This window comes from Polaromonas vacuolata (genome assembly GCF_012584515.1).
GTDB classification, from domain to species: domain Bacteria; phylum Pseudomonadota; class Gammaproteobacteria; order Burkholderiales; family Burkholderiaceae_C; genus Polaromonas; species Polaromonas vacuolata.
In genome coordinates this window covers 3024133-3037982 of the sequence record NZ_CP051461.1, presented here as the reverse complement: position 1 = coordinate 3037982, position 13850 = coordinate 3024133, and the positions used below count along the sequence as shown (strand labels likewise).

Annotated in this window: 12 protein-coding genes; 8 read left to right on the top strand and 4 right to left on the bottom strand. The window is 53.4% G+C overall.

The genetic code is table 11. The annotated features are described in order from the left end of the window. Positions 1 to 8 precede the first annotated feature (8 nt). The 3 genes from HC248_RS13850 to HC248_RS13840 are packed head-to-tail and all read right to left on the bottom strand — an operon-like array spanning position 9 to position 3619. On the bottom strand, positions 9 to 857 hold the full coding sequence (locus HC248_RS13850; RefSeq protein ID WP_168922982.1) for an energy transducer TonB: 849 nt from the start codon (positions 855 to 857) through the stop codon (positions 9 to 11). Positions 858 to 912: 55 nt separating this feature from the next. After that, positions 913 to 2973 (bottom strand): ribonuclease catalytic domain-containing protein, encoded by a 2061-nt coding sequence (locus tag HC248_RS13845; RefSeq protein WP_168922981.1) that lies wholly within the window; start codon positions 2971 to 2973, stop codon positions 913 to 915. A 52-nt stretch (positions 2974 to 3025) separates the two neighbouring features. After that, positions 3026 to 3619 (bottom strand): YqiA/YcfP family alpha/beta fold hydrolase, encoded by a 594-nt coding sequence (locus tag HC248_RS13840; RefSeq protein WP_168922980.1) that lies wholly within the window; start codon positions 3617 to 3619, stop codon positions 3026 to 3028. 256 nt (positions 3620 to 3875) lie between these two features. On the opposite strand from HC248_RS13840, the gene rodA reads away from it, so the two are divergent. The 3 genes from rodA to HC248_RS13825 all read left to right on the top strand — a co-directional run bounded on the left by rodA (position 3876) and on the right by HC248_RS13825 (position 7983). Continuing rightward, complete coding sequence (gene rodA / locus HC248_RS13835) at positions 3876 to 5030, top strand: rod shape-determining protein RodA (protein WP_168922979.1); 1155 nt, start codon at positions 3876 to 3878, stop codon at positions 5028 to 5030. Positions 5031 to 5096: 66 nt separating this feature from the next. Next, positions 5097 to 6620: a metalloprotease TldD gene (gene tldD, locus HC248_RS13830; RefSeq protein WP_238342638.1), complete on the top strand. Its 1524-nt coding sequence runs from the start codon at positions 5097 to 5099 to the stop codon at positions 6618 to 6620. Positions 6621 to 6858: 238 nt separating this feature from the next. Next, positions 6859 to 7983, top strand: a complete 1125-nt coding sequence (locus tag HC248_RS13825; RefSeq protein WP_168922978.1) for a 3-deoxy-7-phosphoheptulonate synthase — start codon at positions 6859 to 6861, stop codon at positions 7981 to 7983. A 159-nt stretch (positions 7984 to 8142) separates the two neighbouring features. On the opposite strand, the gene mpl is transcribed toward HC248_RS13825, so the two are convergent. Then, complete coding sequence (gene mpl / locus HC248_RS13820) at positions 8143 to 9543, bottom strand: UDP-N-acetylmuramate:L-alanyl-gamma-D-glutamyl-meso-diaminopimelate ligase (RefSeq protein WP_168922977.1); 1401 nt, start codon at positions 9541 to 9543, stop codon at positions 8143 to 8145. Positions 9544 to 9707: 164 nt separating this feature from the next. On the opposite strand from mpl, the gene HC248_RS13815 reads away from it, so the two are divergent. The 5 genes from HC248_RS13815 to prmA all read left to right on the top strand — a co-directional run bounded on the left by HC248_RS13815 (position 9708) and on the right by prmA (position 13812). Next, positions 9708 to 10247 carry a hypothetical protein gene (locus tag HC248_RS13815; protein ID WP_420372023.1) on the top strand — a complete coding sequence of 180 codons (540 nt, stop codon included), beginning with the start codon at positions 9708 to 9710 and terminating at the stop codon, positions 10245 to 10247. Beyond that, positions 10237 to 10755, top strand: coding sequence for a TlpA family protein disulfide reductase (locus HC248_RS13810; protein ID WP_238342637.1), 519 nt, complete (start codon positions 10237 to 10239; stop codon positions 10753 to 10755). The genes HC248_RS13815 and HC248_RS13810 overlap by 11 nt, the downstream gene beginning before the upstream one ends. Before the next feature lie 364 nt (positions 10756 to 11119). Next, the gene (gene accB / locus HC248_RS13805) at positions 11120 to 11563 is read left to right on the top strand and encodes an acetyl-CoA carboxylase biotin carboxyl carrier protein (protein WP_168922975.1); all 444 of its coding nucleotides are present in this window, start codon (positions 11120 to 11122) and stop codon (positions 11561 to 11563) included. A gap of 10 nt (positions 11564 to 11573) precedes the next feature. Further along, on the top strand, positions 11574 to 12923 hold the full coding sequence (gene accC, locus HC248_RS13800; protein ID WP_168922974.1) for an acetyl-CoA carboxylase biotin carboxylase subunit: 1350 nt from the start codon (positions 11574 to 11576) through the stop codon (positions 12921 to 12923). Position 12924: 1 nt separating this feature from the next. Beyond that, entirely contained in the window at positions 12925 to 13812 is an 888-nt protein-coding gene (gene prmA / locus HC248_RS13795) for a 50S ribosomal protein L11 methyltransferase (RefSeq protein ID WP_168922973.1), read from the top strand. The last annotated feature ends 38 nt before the right edge of the window (positions 13813 to 13850 follow it).

Sequence of the window (13850 nt, the reverse complement as noted above, 5' to 3'; positions counted from 1 at the left end):
TGCCTTGTCTATTGATCGGTGAGCCGGGTTTCCAGCTTATCGTCGCGGGTAAATTTAAAACGCGAAATCACCACAATTTGATCTGCGCGCTGCCGCATCTTTGCATTAAATCGCTCGAATGGGCCAGCGCCTTGGACGATGTTGAGGGCGCGCCGGTCCAGCATGCGATTGCCTGAACTGACGACCACTTCGGTGGCTAATATCTGACCGTCAAAGTTGACCGTCACTATCATGGTCAACACGCCATAGAGTTTTTTCCCCGATTGTTCCGGGAAGTTACGCGTGCCTTTTTCTTCTATGCGTTGGCGCAGCGTATCGTAGTAGATGGCATACACAGCTTCTTGCGTAGCGGGGCTGATGTAGCGTTTTTTGGGTCTGGCGTTTTCTTCATTAATGCGCTTTTCTATCTCAGCCAGTATTTTGAGTAGTTGCTGGCGTTTTTCCTGACGTGCTGCACGTTCTGGGTCCAAGCTTTCAACTTTGGGATCTTTGACGGCGAGTGTGGCGAGTTGGTTTTTAATCTGCGCCAGCAGCAGTGTTTGCTGTTGCTGCATGGCGTTGACTTGACGCTGCGCGTTTTCGGCGGCGTCGCCCAGAGCCGTCAGCGCCGACGGCGGTAGCGGTGAGGTGGCACGGCCTTTGTCTTGTTCGCCGCCACCGGCCAGACTGGCCTGAGCAATCGCTGTTGCTTTGTCAGGCTTTTCATTTGTTTTGGCATTGACCAGTATGACTTCTAGCGGCGTGTCTTGAAACATACGATCAAAACTTTGCGGATCGACAAAGCGCGTAGTCACCAGCACTGCATGGACTAACAGGGAGACGCCTAGGGCGATTTGCAGTGGGCTCAATGATTTCACTTTGCAATTATCCCGGCTAATCAATGCGGTTCACGCTGCTGGCTACGCCAAGCGTTTAAGCGGGCGCGGCTTGAGCATCGGCGGCTGGCTCGTCCATGTCTACCGCTATTGCGATAGGGCCGGCGCTGGAATCGTCTTGTTCGTTGTCCTCAAAGTCTGCGCCTTGCGGGTCGTTTTCATTGTCCAGATCTAGCCGCTCGGTGACTGCGCCGCTGATGTCCAACATGATCTCGTCAATCTCGCCCAGTTTGATGCGCACTTGTGCGCCGCGCGGCAGGCCTTGTGCGCCGGTGGCGGCGAGCACCAGTGGGTAGTCGTCGGCGCGTACCAAGTTGTCTTTAAAAGCGGTTGCTGTTAACTCGGTAATGCCGTTTTGCTGCAAGTATTTAAGCGTCCAATAGCGCTCTATGCCGGACTGAAAACCGTTGTAAACGCTGTACGCCGCATCAAAGCCGGAGATGATGGAAAACAGCTCTGCATCTCTGGCTTTAAAGGGGGCAACCAGCGCTGCTGTGCGGCCATGCTTGGCGCAGGCAATGATTTGCCATTGATTGACCAAGTCGGTGTAGCGGCGCAGGGGCGAAGTGCTCCAAGCATAGCTTTTCACACCCAAACCTGCGTGCGGCATGGCCTTGGTGCCCATGCGTACTTTCACGCCTGGTGCCATGCTCGCTTGGCTGCGGTAAATGCCGGGCACACCGTGTTGGTCCAGCCATTCGCCCCAAGTGCTATTGGCCAAAATCATGGCTTCGGCCACTATCAGGTCTAGTGGCGCGCCGCGTTTGCGTATGCTGATGCTGACCTGCTCGTCACCTTCTGGCGCATTGCCGCTGGGGTTGTCTAACTTGAAGTTGTAGTCTGGCCGGTTGAAGTTCTCTGGCTTGCCGCGCACGATTTCGCGCAGACCTTTGAGGTGCTTGGCGAGGCGATGCAAAAAGGTCAGCTCGCTGGCCCATGCAATCTCTGCGGGTGCTGCGCCGGCATGCGCGACTTCGAAAAATTCTTCGGTGAACGTGGTGTCAAGCACATCGTGGCGCAAGTTGCTGGCAATTGGCACGAGCTCAATGCGCGTGACGCTCTCGCGAATTTCTAGCGTTGCTTCATCCAGCGTCACATACAGTGAGACGGCGGGGCAGTCACGGCCTTCGAGCAAGGTGTAGTTTTGCACCACCGCGTCGGGCAGCATGGTCAGCTTGTAGCCTGGCATGTAGACGGTAGAAAAACGGTCGCGGCCCAGCTTATCAACTGGGCTGCCTGGCAGCACGGCCAAACCGGGTGCGGCGATGTGAATGCCAAGCGTGATGCTGCCGGTTCCCAAGCCTTGTACAGACAGCGCATCATCAATTTCAGTGGTGCTGGAGTCATCGATAGAAAACGCCCGCACATTGGCCAGCGGTAACACTTCCGAATGCGTGGGCGCGGTGACGGCGGCAAAGCCTGTGCCTTTGGGGAAGTTCTCGAATAAAAAGCGTTTCCAGTGAAACTGGTAGGCAGACGCAATCGCGCCCGAACGCTGCAGCAAGTCAAGCGGTGCGATATGTGTGCTGCGAGAAGCATCGACGACGGCTTTGTACTCGGCACTGTTTTTATCCGGTTTAAATAAAATTTTATAGAGTTGCTCGCGAATAGGGTCAGGGCAATTGCCCAACGCTAGCTCGCTAGCCCAGCCTTCGATTTGAAGGGCGACTTGTTTTTTCTTCTCTATCGCTGCGAGTGCTAATTGCAAGATGTCGGCAGGGGCTTTCTTAAAGCGTCCCTTGCCGGCGCGGCGAAAGTAATGAGGGGAATCAAATAAGCGAAACAGGGCTGCAGCTTGTTGCTCTAAAGACGCGGGTTTGGATGGGTCGGCACTGAAGTAGTCACGTGCTAGGTCAGCAAAGCCGAACTCTTCTTCGCTGGCGAACTCCCAAGCCAGCTCTAACTCAATGTCTTGGCTGATGCGCTGGCCGGCTGCCAGCATCTCGGCGGGTGCGGGTTTTTCGAATTTGAGCAAGGCGTTGACGGCCTTGACTTTTACGCGCTTACCAGAGTCGAGCTCGACTTGCAGCGAGCTATCTGCCTCGGTCATGATGCGCCCGGCTAGAAACTTACCGGCTTCTTCAAACAGTACAAACAAAACAAGGCCTTTTTCGTGATGGGAGTGATTTTTCGGTTGGGCTTAAGTGTAATCAAGCTGCTAGGCCCAGAAAATCCAGTACGGCAGGCAGTTGCGCGTCGAAGTCGCTCAGGGCGTGGTCGCTGCATTCCAGTATTAATTGGTGCGCTCCCCCATAGCGCTCGGCCATTTCGCGCCAGTCCAGCACCTCGTCGCCTTTGGCGATGATGGCTAGGTAGTCTTCGGGCCTAGTCAATGGGCCAGCGTCTAGCGCTGTGAGTTGGTCCACAAATTGTGGTTCAAAAAAGAATTTTTCGTCGGGACGCTGCCAAACGCTTTGCTCGCCAATGTATTTAGCCAAGTCGCGCGCTGGCTTGATCGCAGGGTTCAGCAGCACCGCTTTGCACGCTCTTTGCTCGGCAAAATAGGTGGCGTAAAAACCGCCTAGCGATGAGCCCATTACGGCCATGCCGAGCTGAGGCCAGCTGGAGATCAATGCCATGATTTGCTGTGCGGCCAGTTGAGGTGAGGGCGGCAGTTGTGGGCAGCACCAAACGATGTGCGGGTATTTTTCTGCCATCAGCGCCGCCATCTTGCGCGCCTTTAAAGACTGCGGTGAAGAGCGAAAGCCATGCAGGTAAAGCAGGTGGGTTAAGGGCGGTTGCATGACTAGATCATAGGGGGTGGTGATTTTTTGAAAGCGCAGTCAGTTGGTGTTGCAAAAGGTTCAATATGGATAAGCCTTGCGTGATGAATGAGAAAGCAGGGATGTGGGCAAGTTGACTTTACCTGCATTGAACGAAAAGTCAGCCGGTGGATCAATCGATGCGCGCATCACTTCTTATTTGCAACGGTGCTAATTCATACCTGCGCTGATGGTGATGTTTAACGCCAGCTTGCTGTACTCGCGGATAATGCGGCAAATGTCCGTAGTCTTTGATAAACCCTCTTTTTTCCAGCGCAGCAAACCTTGGCTTGAAGGCTTTGATGGCCCGCTGGCTTTTGCTGTTTTTATGCTGGCCTCTGCCGGCTTACTCATCATGTATTCCTCGGGCTATGACCACGGTACTCGCTTTGTGGATCACGGCCGCAATATGCTGATTGCTGGCGCCATCATGTTTGTGGTGGCACAAATTCCACCCCAGCGCCTGATGACATTGGCGGTGCCGCTTTACTTGTTTGGCGTTGCGCTGCTAGTTGCCGTGGCGGTGTTTGGTTTGACTAAAAAAGGTGCTAAACGCTGGCTTAATTTAGGCGTGGTGATTCAGCCTAGCGAGATACTTAAGATCGCCATGCCTTTGATGCTGGCTTGGTGGTTTCAAAAGCGCGAAGGTCAGTTGCGACCGTTGGATTTTTTGGTCGCCGGTTTACTGCTTTTAGTGCCTGTGGGTCTGATCATGAAACAGCCCGATTTGGGTACTGGACTTCTGGTTTTAAGCGCCGGTCTGGCGGTGATATTTTTCGCTGGTCTGAACTGGAAACTCATACTGCCGCCAGTGCTTTTGGGACTAATCGGTATTTTTTTACTCGTCGCGCTAGAGCCGCGCTTGTGCGCTGACGGCATGCGTTGGGTGGTTTTGCACGACTACCAGCAGCAGCGTATTTGCACATTGCTTGACCCCGGCCGCGACCCCTTGGGCAAGGGCTTTCACATCATTCAGGGCATGATTGCAATTGGCTCTGGCGGCATTTTCGGCAAGGGTTTTATGGCCGGCACGCAAACGCACTTAGAGTTCATTCCAGAGCGCACCACTGACTTTATTTTTGCGGCATTTTCTGAAGAGTTCGGGCTGCTAGGTAACTTGGCGCTGATCGTCGGATTTCTCTTTTTGATTTTGCGCGGTCTGATTATTGCGCTGGAGGCGCCGACGCTTTTCTCGCGCTTACTGGCTGGCGCTGTGACCATGATTTTCTTTACCTATGCATTTGTAAACATGGGCATGGTTAGCGGGATATTGCCGGTAGTTGGCGTACCCCTGCCTTTTATTAGCTATGGCGGCACGGCCATGGTGACATTGGGGCTGGCGGTTGGTATTTTGATGTCTATTGCCAAATCTAAACGCTTGGTGCAGTCATAACGGCCTAGCACTTTAATCGCATAACCATGTCGTGCAGCGGTTGAGGCCAACTGCCTACAATGGCTGATGAACTCATTACGCTCATCCTCCGCCAGCGCAGTCAATGCGTCCACGCTGTCTTCCAAGGCGCGTCCCACTGCCGCCTCAACTGAAGGTCGACTAGAGATTGCGCGCAGCTTGCTGCTCACGCCTTTCGGCTTAACCGAAACTCACCTTAACCGCGCGTTGGCCGAGATCGCCTCCCACGGCGCAGACGATGCCGACTTGTATTTTCAATACACCCGCAGCGAAGGCTGGAGTCTTGAAGAAGGCATTGTCAAAAGTGGCTCCTTCAGCATTGATCAAGGCGTTGGCGTGCGTGCAGTGAGCGGTGAAAAAACTGCTTTTGCTTATTCTGACGATATTTCAGAAGCTTCCTTGTTGGATGCAGCTCGCACCGTGCGCAGCATTTCCGCAGCCGCCAAAAGTGGCCGTGTAAAAACACCCACGCGCAGAGTCGCCAGCAGCCGCTCGCTCTACCAAGACCTTGATCCGATTGCAACGCTAAACAGCACAGACAAAGTCAAACTGTTAGAGAAAGTCGAAAAATTGGCCAAGGCCAAAGACCCGCGTGTGGTGCAAGTCATGGCCGGCATGGCCAGTGAATACGACGTGGTGATGGTGGCGCGTGCGGATGGCACGTTAGCCGCTGATGTCCGGCCATTGGTTCGCTTGAGCGTGACGGTGATCGCCGAACAAAAGGGCAGACGCGAAGTGGGCTCCAGTGGTGGTGGTGGCCGCTTTGGTTTGGCGTATTTTAATGATGCGCAAATTACCCAATATGTGGACGAAGCGGTTAAAGCCGCACTGACTAATCTTGAAGCCCGGCCTGCACCGGCCGGTGAAATGACGGTAGTTTTAGGTTCTGGCTGGCCTGGTATTTTGTTGCACGAAGCTATAGGCCACGGACTCGAGGGCGACTTTAACCGCAAGGGCTCTAGCGCGTTTGCCGGCAAGATTGGTCAGCGTGTCGCGGCCAAAGGTGTGACGGTTTTGGACGACGGCACGATTGCGGACCGCCGCGGCTCACTCAACGTAGATGACGAAGGTAACGCCAGCCAGCGCAATGTGTTGATTGAGGACGGTATTCTCAAGGGCTACATCCAAGACTCACTGAACGCGCGCCTGATGAAGGTCAAGCCTACCGGCAATGGCAGGCGTGAGAGTTACGCCCACATGCCTATGCCGCGCATGACCAATACCTATATGTTGGCCGGCGACAAGCAGCCTGAAGAAATCGTCGCCAGTATTAAGAAGGGTCTATACGCCACCAATTTCGGCGGTGGTCAGGTTGACATCACTTCTGGCAAATTTGTATTTTCCGCCAGCGAAGCCTATTGGGTTGAAAACGGCAAAATTCTCTATCCAGTCAAAGGTGCGACGATTGTCGGTAACGGCCCCGATGCATTGACCCGTGTGACCATGATGGGCAACGATATGGCGCTGGACAGCGGTGTGGGTACTTGCGGCAAAGAAGGTCAAAGCGTGCCAGTCGGTGTGGGTCAACCAACCCTGCGCATTGATGGCTTGACAGTCGGCGGTACAGCTTGAAGCCCTTGCAAAACTAGATCTTATTTAAGCTGTGCTACATTAATTCTTATGACTTTAGCCAATAAATATTTTGCTTACTTTTGGTTCTCAAGCGCCCTTGGCGGTAGAGAGACAATCGCGTAAGCCCCCAGATACGCTAAAAGTCCTCCTAAACCGCCGAACCCCGGCGGTTTTTTTTTTGCCTGTTTATTTTCCAGCTCTGTTGATTTCAAAAAAGTTTTTTTAAGGAACGTCTGCGATGAATGCCAAAGCCAAATCTGCCAACGACATCGGTTATTCGAGTGTCTCTAATGCCAGCAAAACCGACGACAAACGCATCAAGGACATTACCGTGCTACCACCTCCAGAGCATTTGATACGTTTCTTTCCTATTGCCGGCACGCCGGTAGAGACCTTAATTAGCGACACCCGCCAAAGTATTCACAACATCATCAACGGCAGCGATGACCGTTTGCTGGTGGTGATAGGTCCCTGCTCGATTCACGACCCTGCTGCTGCTGTGATCTACGCCCGCAAGCTGGCCGATGAGCGCAAGAAATACGCCGGTACTTTAGAAATTGTGATGCGGGTTTACTTTGAAAAGCCGCGCACAACGGTGGGCTGGAAAGGTCTGATCAATGATCCTTACCTTGATGAGACCTTTCGCATTGACGAGGGCCTGCGCATCGCACGCCAGCTACTCATAGAGATCAACCGCATGGGTGTGCCGGCCGGCAGCGAGTTTCTCGATGTAATTTCACCGCAATACCTGGGCGACTTGATCGCTTGGGGCGCGATTGGTGCGCGTACCACAGAGAGCCAAGTCCACCGTGAGCTAGCGTCTGGCTTGTCCGCGCCGATTGGCTTTAAAAATGGTACTGACGGCAATATTCGTATCGCCACTGACGCAATTCAGGCTGCAGCGCGCGGACATCACTTTTTATCAGTGCATAAAAATGGTCAGGTTGCGATTGTGCAGACTGACGGCAATCCAGATTGCCATGTGATTTTGCGGGGTGGTAAGGCGCCTAATTACGATGTTGCGAGTGTCACAGCGGCTTGTAATGAGCTCACCGCTTCAAAGCTGCGAGCCAACCTCATGGTTGACTGCAGCCATGCCAACAGCTCTAAGCAGCATCAAAAGCAAATTGATGTGGCGGCCGATATCAGCGCGCAAATCTCTAGCGGTTCGCGTCAAGTGTTTGGTTTGATGGTCGAGAGCCACCTTAACGCCGGCGCGCAAAAATTCACGCCGGGTAAAGATGACGCGAGTCAGCTCGAATACGGTAAAAGCATCACCGACGCCTGCATAGGCTGGGATGATTCACTCGGCGTGTTGGAGACCCTGTCGGCTGCGGTGCTCGCACGCCGAGCACTTAAGTAATTTAGCCCAAGCCAACAAACCGCTGCCAGTTAGCGGCGGTTTGTCGATAGAAAGCGCCGCACCACTTACTAATAGGCGTACTTATTAGTCTCGTGGTGATTGATGAGTATGCTTATTAATGAGCGCTACCCAGCACTAGGCTTACTAAACTGCGTACTTTTAAAGCGCTGCCAACAACTTGTTGTGTATGCCGCCGAATCCGCCATTACTCATGCACAGCAAGTGATCGCCCGGTCTAACGGCTGATTTGATTTGAATAATCAACTGATCTAAATTTTGGGCGACTAGTGCTTTTGCACCCAGAGGCGACAACGCCTCGCGGGCATCCCAGTCTAGTCCGCCCGCATGGCAAAAAGACAAATCGGCCGCTTCCAAACTCCAAGGCAATAAGGCCGTCATAGCGCCTAGCTTCATGGTGTTGCTGCGCGGCTCGAAGATGGCGAGTATGCGTTGGCTATTTTTGCCTTGCGCGTTGAGCTGGCGACGCAAGCCGTCCAAGGTGGTGTGAATAGCGGTCGGGTGGTGGGCAAAGTCGTCATAGACTGTTATCTCGCCGTCGCCCCGTTTGAGCACGCCGCGCACTTCCATGCGGCGCTTAACATTATCAAAACTGGCTAGCGCTTGTGTGCAAATAGCCGGCGCTACACCCACATGCTCGGCTGCTGCTATCGCCGCGAGCGCATTGTGCTGGTTATGCACGCCAGCTACTGCCCATTGCAGGCGCGCGACTTGCTGTCCATTTTTTAGCACTGCGAAATCATGCGGCTCGCCTTGGGCAGTAAATCCGATGGGATTTTTGTCAGTACTGCTGCCAAACGGCATGCGCTCACTCCAGCAGCCTTGGGCTAGTACGCGTGCCAAGCTGGCTTGATCGGCGTTGACGACCACTCTGCCTTGAGCCGGTACGGTTCTCACCAAGTGATGGAATTGGCGCTCTATGGCGGCCAAGTCATCAAAAATGTCCGCATGATCGAATTCAAGATTGTTCAAAATAGCGGTACGTGGCCGGTAGTGCACAAATTTGCTGCGCTTGTCGAAAAAAGCGGTGTCGTATTCGTCGGCTTCAATGACAAAAGTCTTGCCTTCACCCAACCGCGCTGAAACGCCAAAGTTAAGCGGCACGCCACCGACCAAAAAGCCGGGCTTCAAATCTGCGTATTCCAAAATCCAACTCAGCATAGCGGTTGTTGTGGTTTTGCCATGCGTGCCTGCGACAGCCAAAACATGGCGGCCGTGCAGCATATGCTCGGCTAACCACTGTGGGCCACTGGTGTAGGCAAGGCCTTGGTTGAGTATCGCTTCCATAAGCGGAAACTTGGGCTGGCCGTCGCTAGTGCGGGCGCGCGAGACCACATTGCCCACCACGAAGATATCTGGCTTGAGCGCGAGTTGCTCTTCGCCAAAGCCTTCTATCAGTTCAATGCCTAGTGCTCGCAGCTGATCGCTCATAGGTGGATAAACCCCTGCATCGCAGCCAGTGACTTTGTGTCCAGCCTCACGAGCCAGTGCGGCTAAGCCGCCCATGAATGTTCCGCAAATTCCCAAAATATGTATGTGCATGTTGCCATTTTAGGCAGGCTAACCACGCATTAGCCTTGGCGTACGTCTGGCCTGACTGAGCGGCCTACACTGGAGAGCAGCTATCGACTCTTATTCAAACTCAAGTGATCACTCTAAAATCTGAAATCGCAGCTTCGGCTGCTGCCCTTATTGTTGAAGAAGGTATGGAGTACGGCCAAGCCAAGCGCCGTGCGGTTAAACAAATGGCTTTGCCTGCGCGCACCGAATTGCCCGACAACGTCATGATTGAAGACGCGGTGCGCGAATACATCGCAATTTTTTGCGGCGATACCCAACCCACCGAATTGGCAGCGTTGCGTGAGTTGGCATTGGTGTGGATGGAGCGAATGGCCGACTTCAGGCCCCATCTGACCGGCTCTGTCTGGCAAGGTACGGCGACTCGGTTGTCGGATATTTTTATACAACTTTTTTGCGATGACCCCAAGTCCGCTGAAATCGCATTGATAGACCACAATGTAGATTACGAGCCGCGTACGGTGACCGGATTTAACGGCGCCAGCGTAGAGGCTTTAAGCATGAGCATTGTCTGCAAGCCACTGCAAGAGTCGGTAGGTTTGCATTTAATGATTTACGACCACGACGATTTGCGCGGCGCTCTAAAGCCCGACGCCAGAGGCAGAGCGCCACGCGGCGATCTGCGAGCCGTCCAAAAATTAATCGAGAAAGACTCAAGTGAAACGTAGAAGCATGCTTTACGGTGGTGTTGCAGCCGCAGCGGCTTTGGCCGGTATGGGTGCAGCCGTCTGGAGGTTGCGCATGGGTGAAGTCGCTGAACCGGCTGTCGAGGCATTTTGGAATATGAATTTTGATTCCCCTCAGGGCACGCCTCTGGCTATGACTAGCTTGCGCGGCAAACCTTTGCTGGTTAACTTTTGGGCGACGTGGTGCCCACCCTGCATAGAGGAATTACCCATGCTAGATCGTTTTTATCAGGCCCACAAAAGTCAGTATCAAGTGCTGGGACTGGCGGTTGATCAACCTAGTGCGGTACGCCAATGGTTGCAAGCCAAGCCTTTAAGTTTCCCGGTCGCCATGGCGGGACTCAGTGGTACGCAGTTGAGCAAAAGTTTGGGTAATCTGGCTGGTGTGCTGCCTTTTTCTGTGGTTTTCTCTGCCAGCGGTGAGTTGCTACATCGCCGTATTGGCAAAGTCACAGAAGAAGATCTAGCGCTTTGGAGTCAACTCCTATAGTTGCCTTGTGTTGGGTGAGTTTGTGACTCTTGAGTAATTAATGCGCTAACTGCTCTTATCAGTAGCTAATTAATTATTTTTTATGATTTCTGCGGCCCTGGTGTATTTGAATTTAGGTCTACTTTTGATCTCAGGGCTTGAGTTACACTCGTCTTTCTTCACAGCTAGACAGCTGTTGTGCTGGACCAAGTTGTTAGCGAATAGCTTTTTTAGTATGCAGAAGATGTGCGTAAGCGCAATATGAAGCAATATTCTTGTTGCTACGATTTGTACGTCGCTGTGCTGGCGCTAATAAGTTGCACAGCAATGTTTTTAAGCCGCCCACCCGCTAGGGTGGCAGTATCTACCGTCGTTGGAGAACCCCATGGATTTAAGAAAACTCAAGACACTCATAGATTTAGTCTCTGAGTCCAATGTTTCTGAGCTTGAGATTACCGAAGCTGAAGGCAAGGTACGTATTGTTAAATCCAGTGGCGCGCCTATGTATATGCAGCAGCCCACGGTGACTATGATGCCTGTGCCTGTCGTTGCCACCGAGGCTGCACCAGCCTCAGTGGAACCTGCAGCGCCAACTGGCCATGCGGTCAAGTCGCCAATGGTGGGCACTTTTTATCGATCTTCTAGTCCAGGCGCTAAGGCTTTTGTCGAAGTCGGTAATGTGGTTAAAGAAGGGGACACCATCTGCATCATTGAAGCGATGAAAATCCTCAATGAGATCGAAGCCGACAAGTCCGGCACCATTACCAAAATTTTGTGTGAAAACGGTCAGGCTGTTGAGTACGGACAAGCCCTGTTCATGATTGAATGAGCTGAGACGAATGTTTAAAAAAATACTGATTGCTAACCGCGGCGAAATTGCACTTCGCATTCAGCGCGCTTGTCGCGAATTGGGTATCAAAGCCGTTATGGTTTACTCAGAAGCTGACCGCGATGCCAAGTACATACGCCTAGCCGACGAGTCGGTTTGCATTGGCCCTGCGGCTTCTGTCCACAGTTACTTGAACATGCCGGCCATCATCTCGGCCGCTGAAGTCACGGATGCGGAAGCAATTCACCCCGGTTATGGTTTCTTGAGCGAGAACGCTGATTTTGCTGAACGCGTTGAGCAAAGCGGTTTCAAGTTCATAGGTCCTTCGCCTGAATCGATTCGCACCATGGGCGACAAGGTTTCAGCTAAACAAGCCATGATCAAAGCTGGCGTGCCTTGTGTGCCGGGCTCTGAGGGCAGATTGCCGGATGATCCCATCATTCTCAAGCGCATCGCCAAGCAGGTTGGCTACCCGGTCATCATCAAAGCCGCAGGCGGCGGCGGTGGTCGCGGCATGCGTGTGGTGCACACCGAGGCGGCACTGGTGCACGCGGTTCAGACCACCAAAGCGGAAGCGGGTGCAGCCTTCGGTAATCCCGAGGTCTACATGGAAAAATTCCTGCAGAACCCGCGCCACATTGAAATCCAAATTCTGGCTGATCAGCATAAAAATGCGGTCTGGCTGGGTGAGCGCGATTGCTCCATGCAGCGCCGCCACCAAAAAGTTATCGAAGAGGCGCCAGCGCCTGGTATTCCGCGTAAGTTAATTGAGCGCATTGGCGAGCGCTGCGTCACTGCGGTTAAAAAAATCGGCTATCGCGGTGCTGGAACGTTCGAATTTTTGTACGAAAACGGCGAGTTTTATTTCATTGAAATGAACACCCGTGTGCAGGTCGAACACCCAGTCACCGAGTGGATTACTGGCATAGATATCGTGCGTACCCAGATCATGGTGGCTTTTGGCGACAAACTGCCCTTTGCTCAGCGTGACATACAGCTCAAGGGCCACTCAATAGAGTGCCGCATCAATGCTGAAGACCCCTATAAATTCACCCCTTCACCAGGCCGCATTACCACTTGGCATACGCCAGGTGGGCCGGGCGTGCGGGTTGACTCGCATATCTATGCCAATTACTACGTACCGCCAAACTACGACTCCATGATTGGCAAAATTATTGTCCATGGCGATACTCGCGAGCAGGCTTTGGCCCGCATGCGTACCGCTCTAGCAGAGACGGTTGTCGAAGGCATTAACACCAACATCCCGCTGCACCGCGAACTCATGGTTGACACCAAGTTCATGGACGGCGGCACGAATATTCATTACCTTGAAGAGTGGCTTTCAAAACGTGACCGCTGATATGTTTGAACTGATTTTGTTGGCCCCGGTGCACGAGGTCGAGACCTTGAGCGATGCGCTGGATGCACTCGATGCGCTGAGCGTGTCGGTCGAAGACGCTGATGCCCACACACCGGCTGAGCAAGCTTTGTTCGGCGAGCCCGGTATGCCGCCGCCCAAGGCCGGCTGGGAACGTTCGCGCATCGTTTCGCTGTTTGCTAACGAAGCCTTGGCGCGCGAAGCGGCTGCCTTGCTGCAAGCGCAGGACTTTTTTGCCGAATGTTCCTTGGTCGCGGTGCAAGCTGTGCCGGATCAAGATTGGGTGCGGCTAACGCAGTCGCAGTTCACGCCGGTCGAGATCATGCCTGAATTTTGGATTGTTCCAACCTGGCACGAGCCACCGGCACAAGCGAAAAAAGTCATCCGCCTAGACCCCGGCTTAGCCTTTGGCACTGGTACCCATCCGACTACTCGTATGTGTTTGCGCTGGATTGCGGCCCAAGGTGCGGCTCGCTCGCTTGGACGTGTCTTGGATTACGGCTGTGGCTCGGGTATTTTGGCCATTGGCGCGGCTAAGTTTGGTGCGGTCAATATTGACGCTGTCGATATCGATGACGCCGCTGTACAAGCTACGCGTGCCAATGCACAGGCCAATCATGCGGCGCTCAATGAAGGTTTGCCAGACAAGGCCAGCGGTCAATACCTCACGGTGGTTGCGAACATCTTGGCCACGCCGTTAAAAGTGCTCGCGCCATTGCTCTGCAACCACGTGCTAAGCGGCGGGCATCTCGTATTAGCCGGTATTCTTGAGCGCCAAGCGGATGAACTCAAAGAGGCTTACGCACCTTGGGCTAAGCTCGAGGTGACCGATCAAGAAGACGGCTGGATCTTGATGACGGCGCACTTTTAACCTCAGTTTTTAATCACTGCGGCCCTAAGTCCTGGGCC

Bases quoted from the DNA above. Each gene is read 5' to 3' on its own strand.
- prmA (WP_168922973.1), top strand. From the start codon at position 12,925: ATGTTTGAACTGATTTTGTTGGCCCCGGTGCACGAGGTCGAGACCTTG.
- mpl (WP_168922977.1), bottom strand. From the start codon at position 9,543: ATGCACATACATATTTTGGGAATTTGCGGAACATTCATGGGCGGCTTA.
- tldD (WP_238342638.1), top strand. From the start codon at position 5,097: ATGAACTCATTACGCTCATCCTCCGCCAGCGCAGTCAATGCGTCCACG.
- HC248_RS13825 (WP_168922978.1), top strand. From the start codon at position 6,859: ATGAATGCCAAAGCCAAATCTGCCAACGACATCGGTTATTCGAGTGTC.
- accC (WP_168922974.1), top strand. From the start codon at position 11,574: ATGTTTAAAAAAATACTGATTGCTAACCGCGGCGAAATTGCACTTCGC.
- accB (WP_168922975.1), top strand. From the start codon at position 11,120: ATGGATTTAAGAAAACTCAAGACACTCATAGATTTAGTCTCTGAGTCC.
- rodA (WP_168922979.1), top strand. From the start codon at position 3,876: ATGTCCGTAGTCTTTGATAAACCCTCTTTTTTCCAGCGCAGCAAACCT.
- HC248_RS13815 (WP_420372023.1), top strand. From the start codon at position 9,708: ATGGAGTACGGCCAAGCCAAGCGCCGTGCGGTTAAACAAATGGCTTTG.
- HC248_RS13840 (WP_168922980.1), bottom strand. From the start codon at position 3,619: ATGCAACCGCCCTTAACCCACCTGCTTTACCTGCATGGCTTTCGCTCT.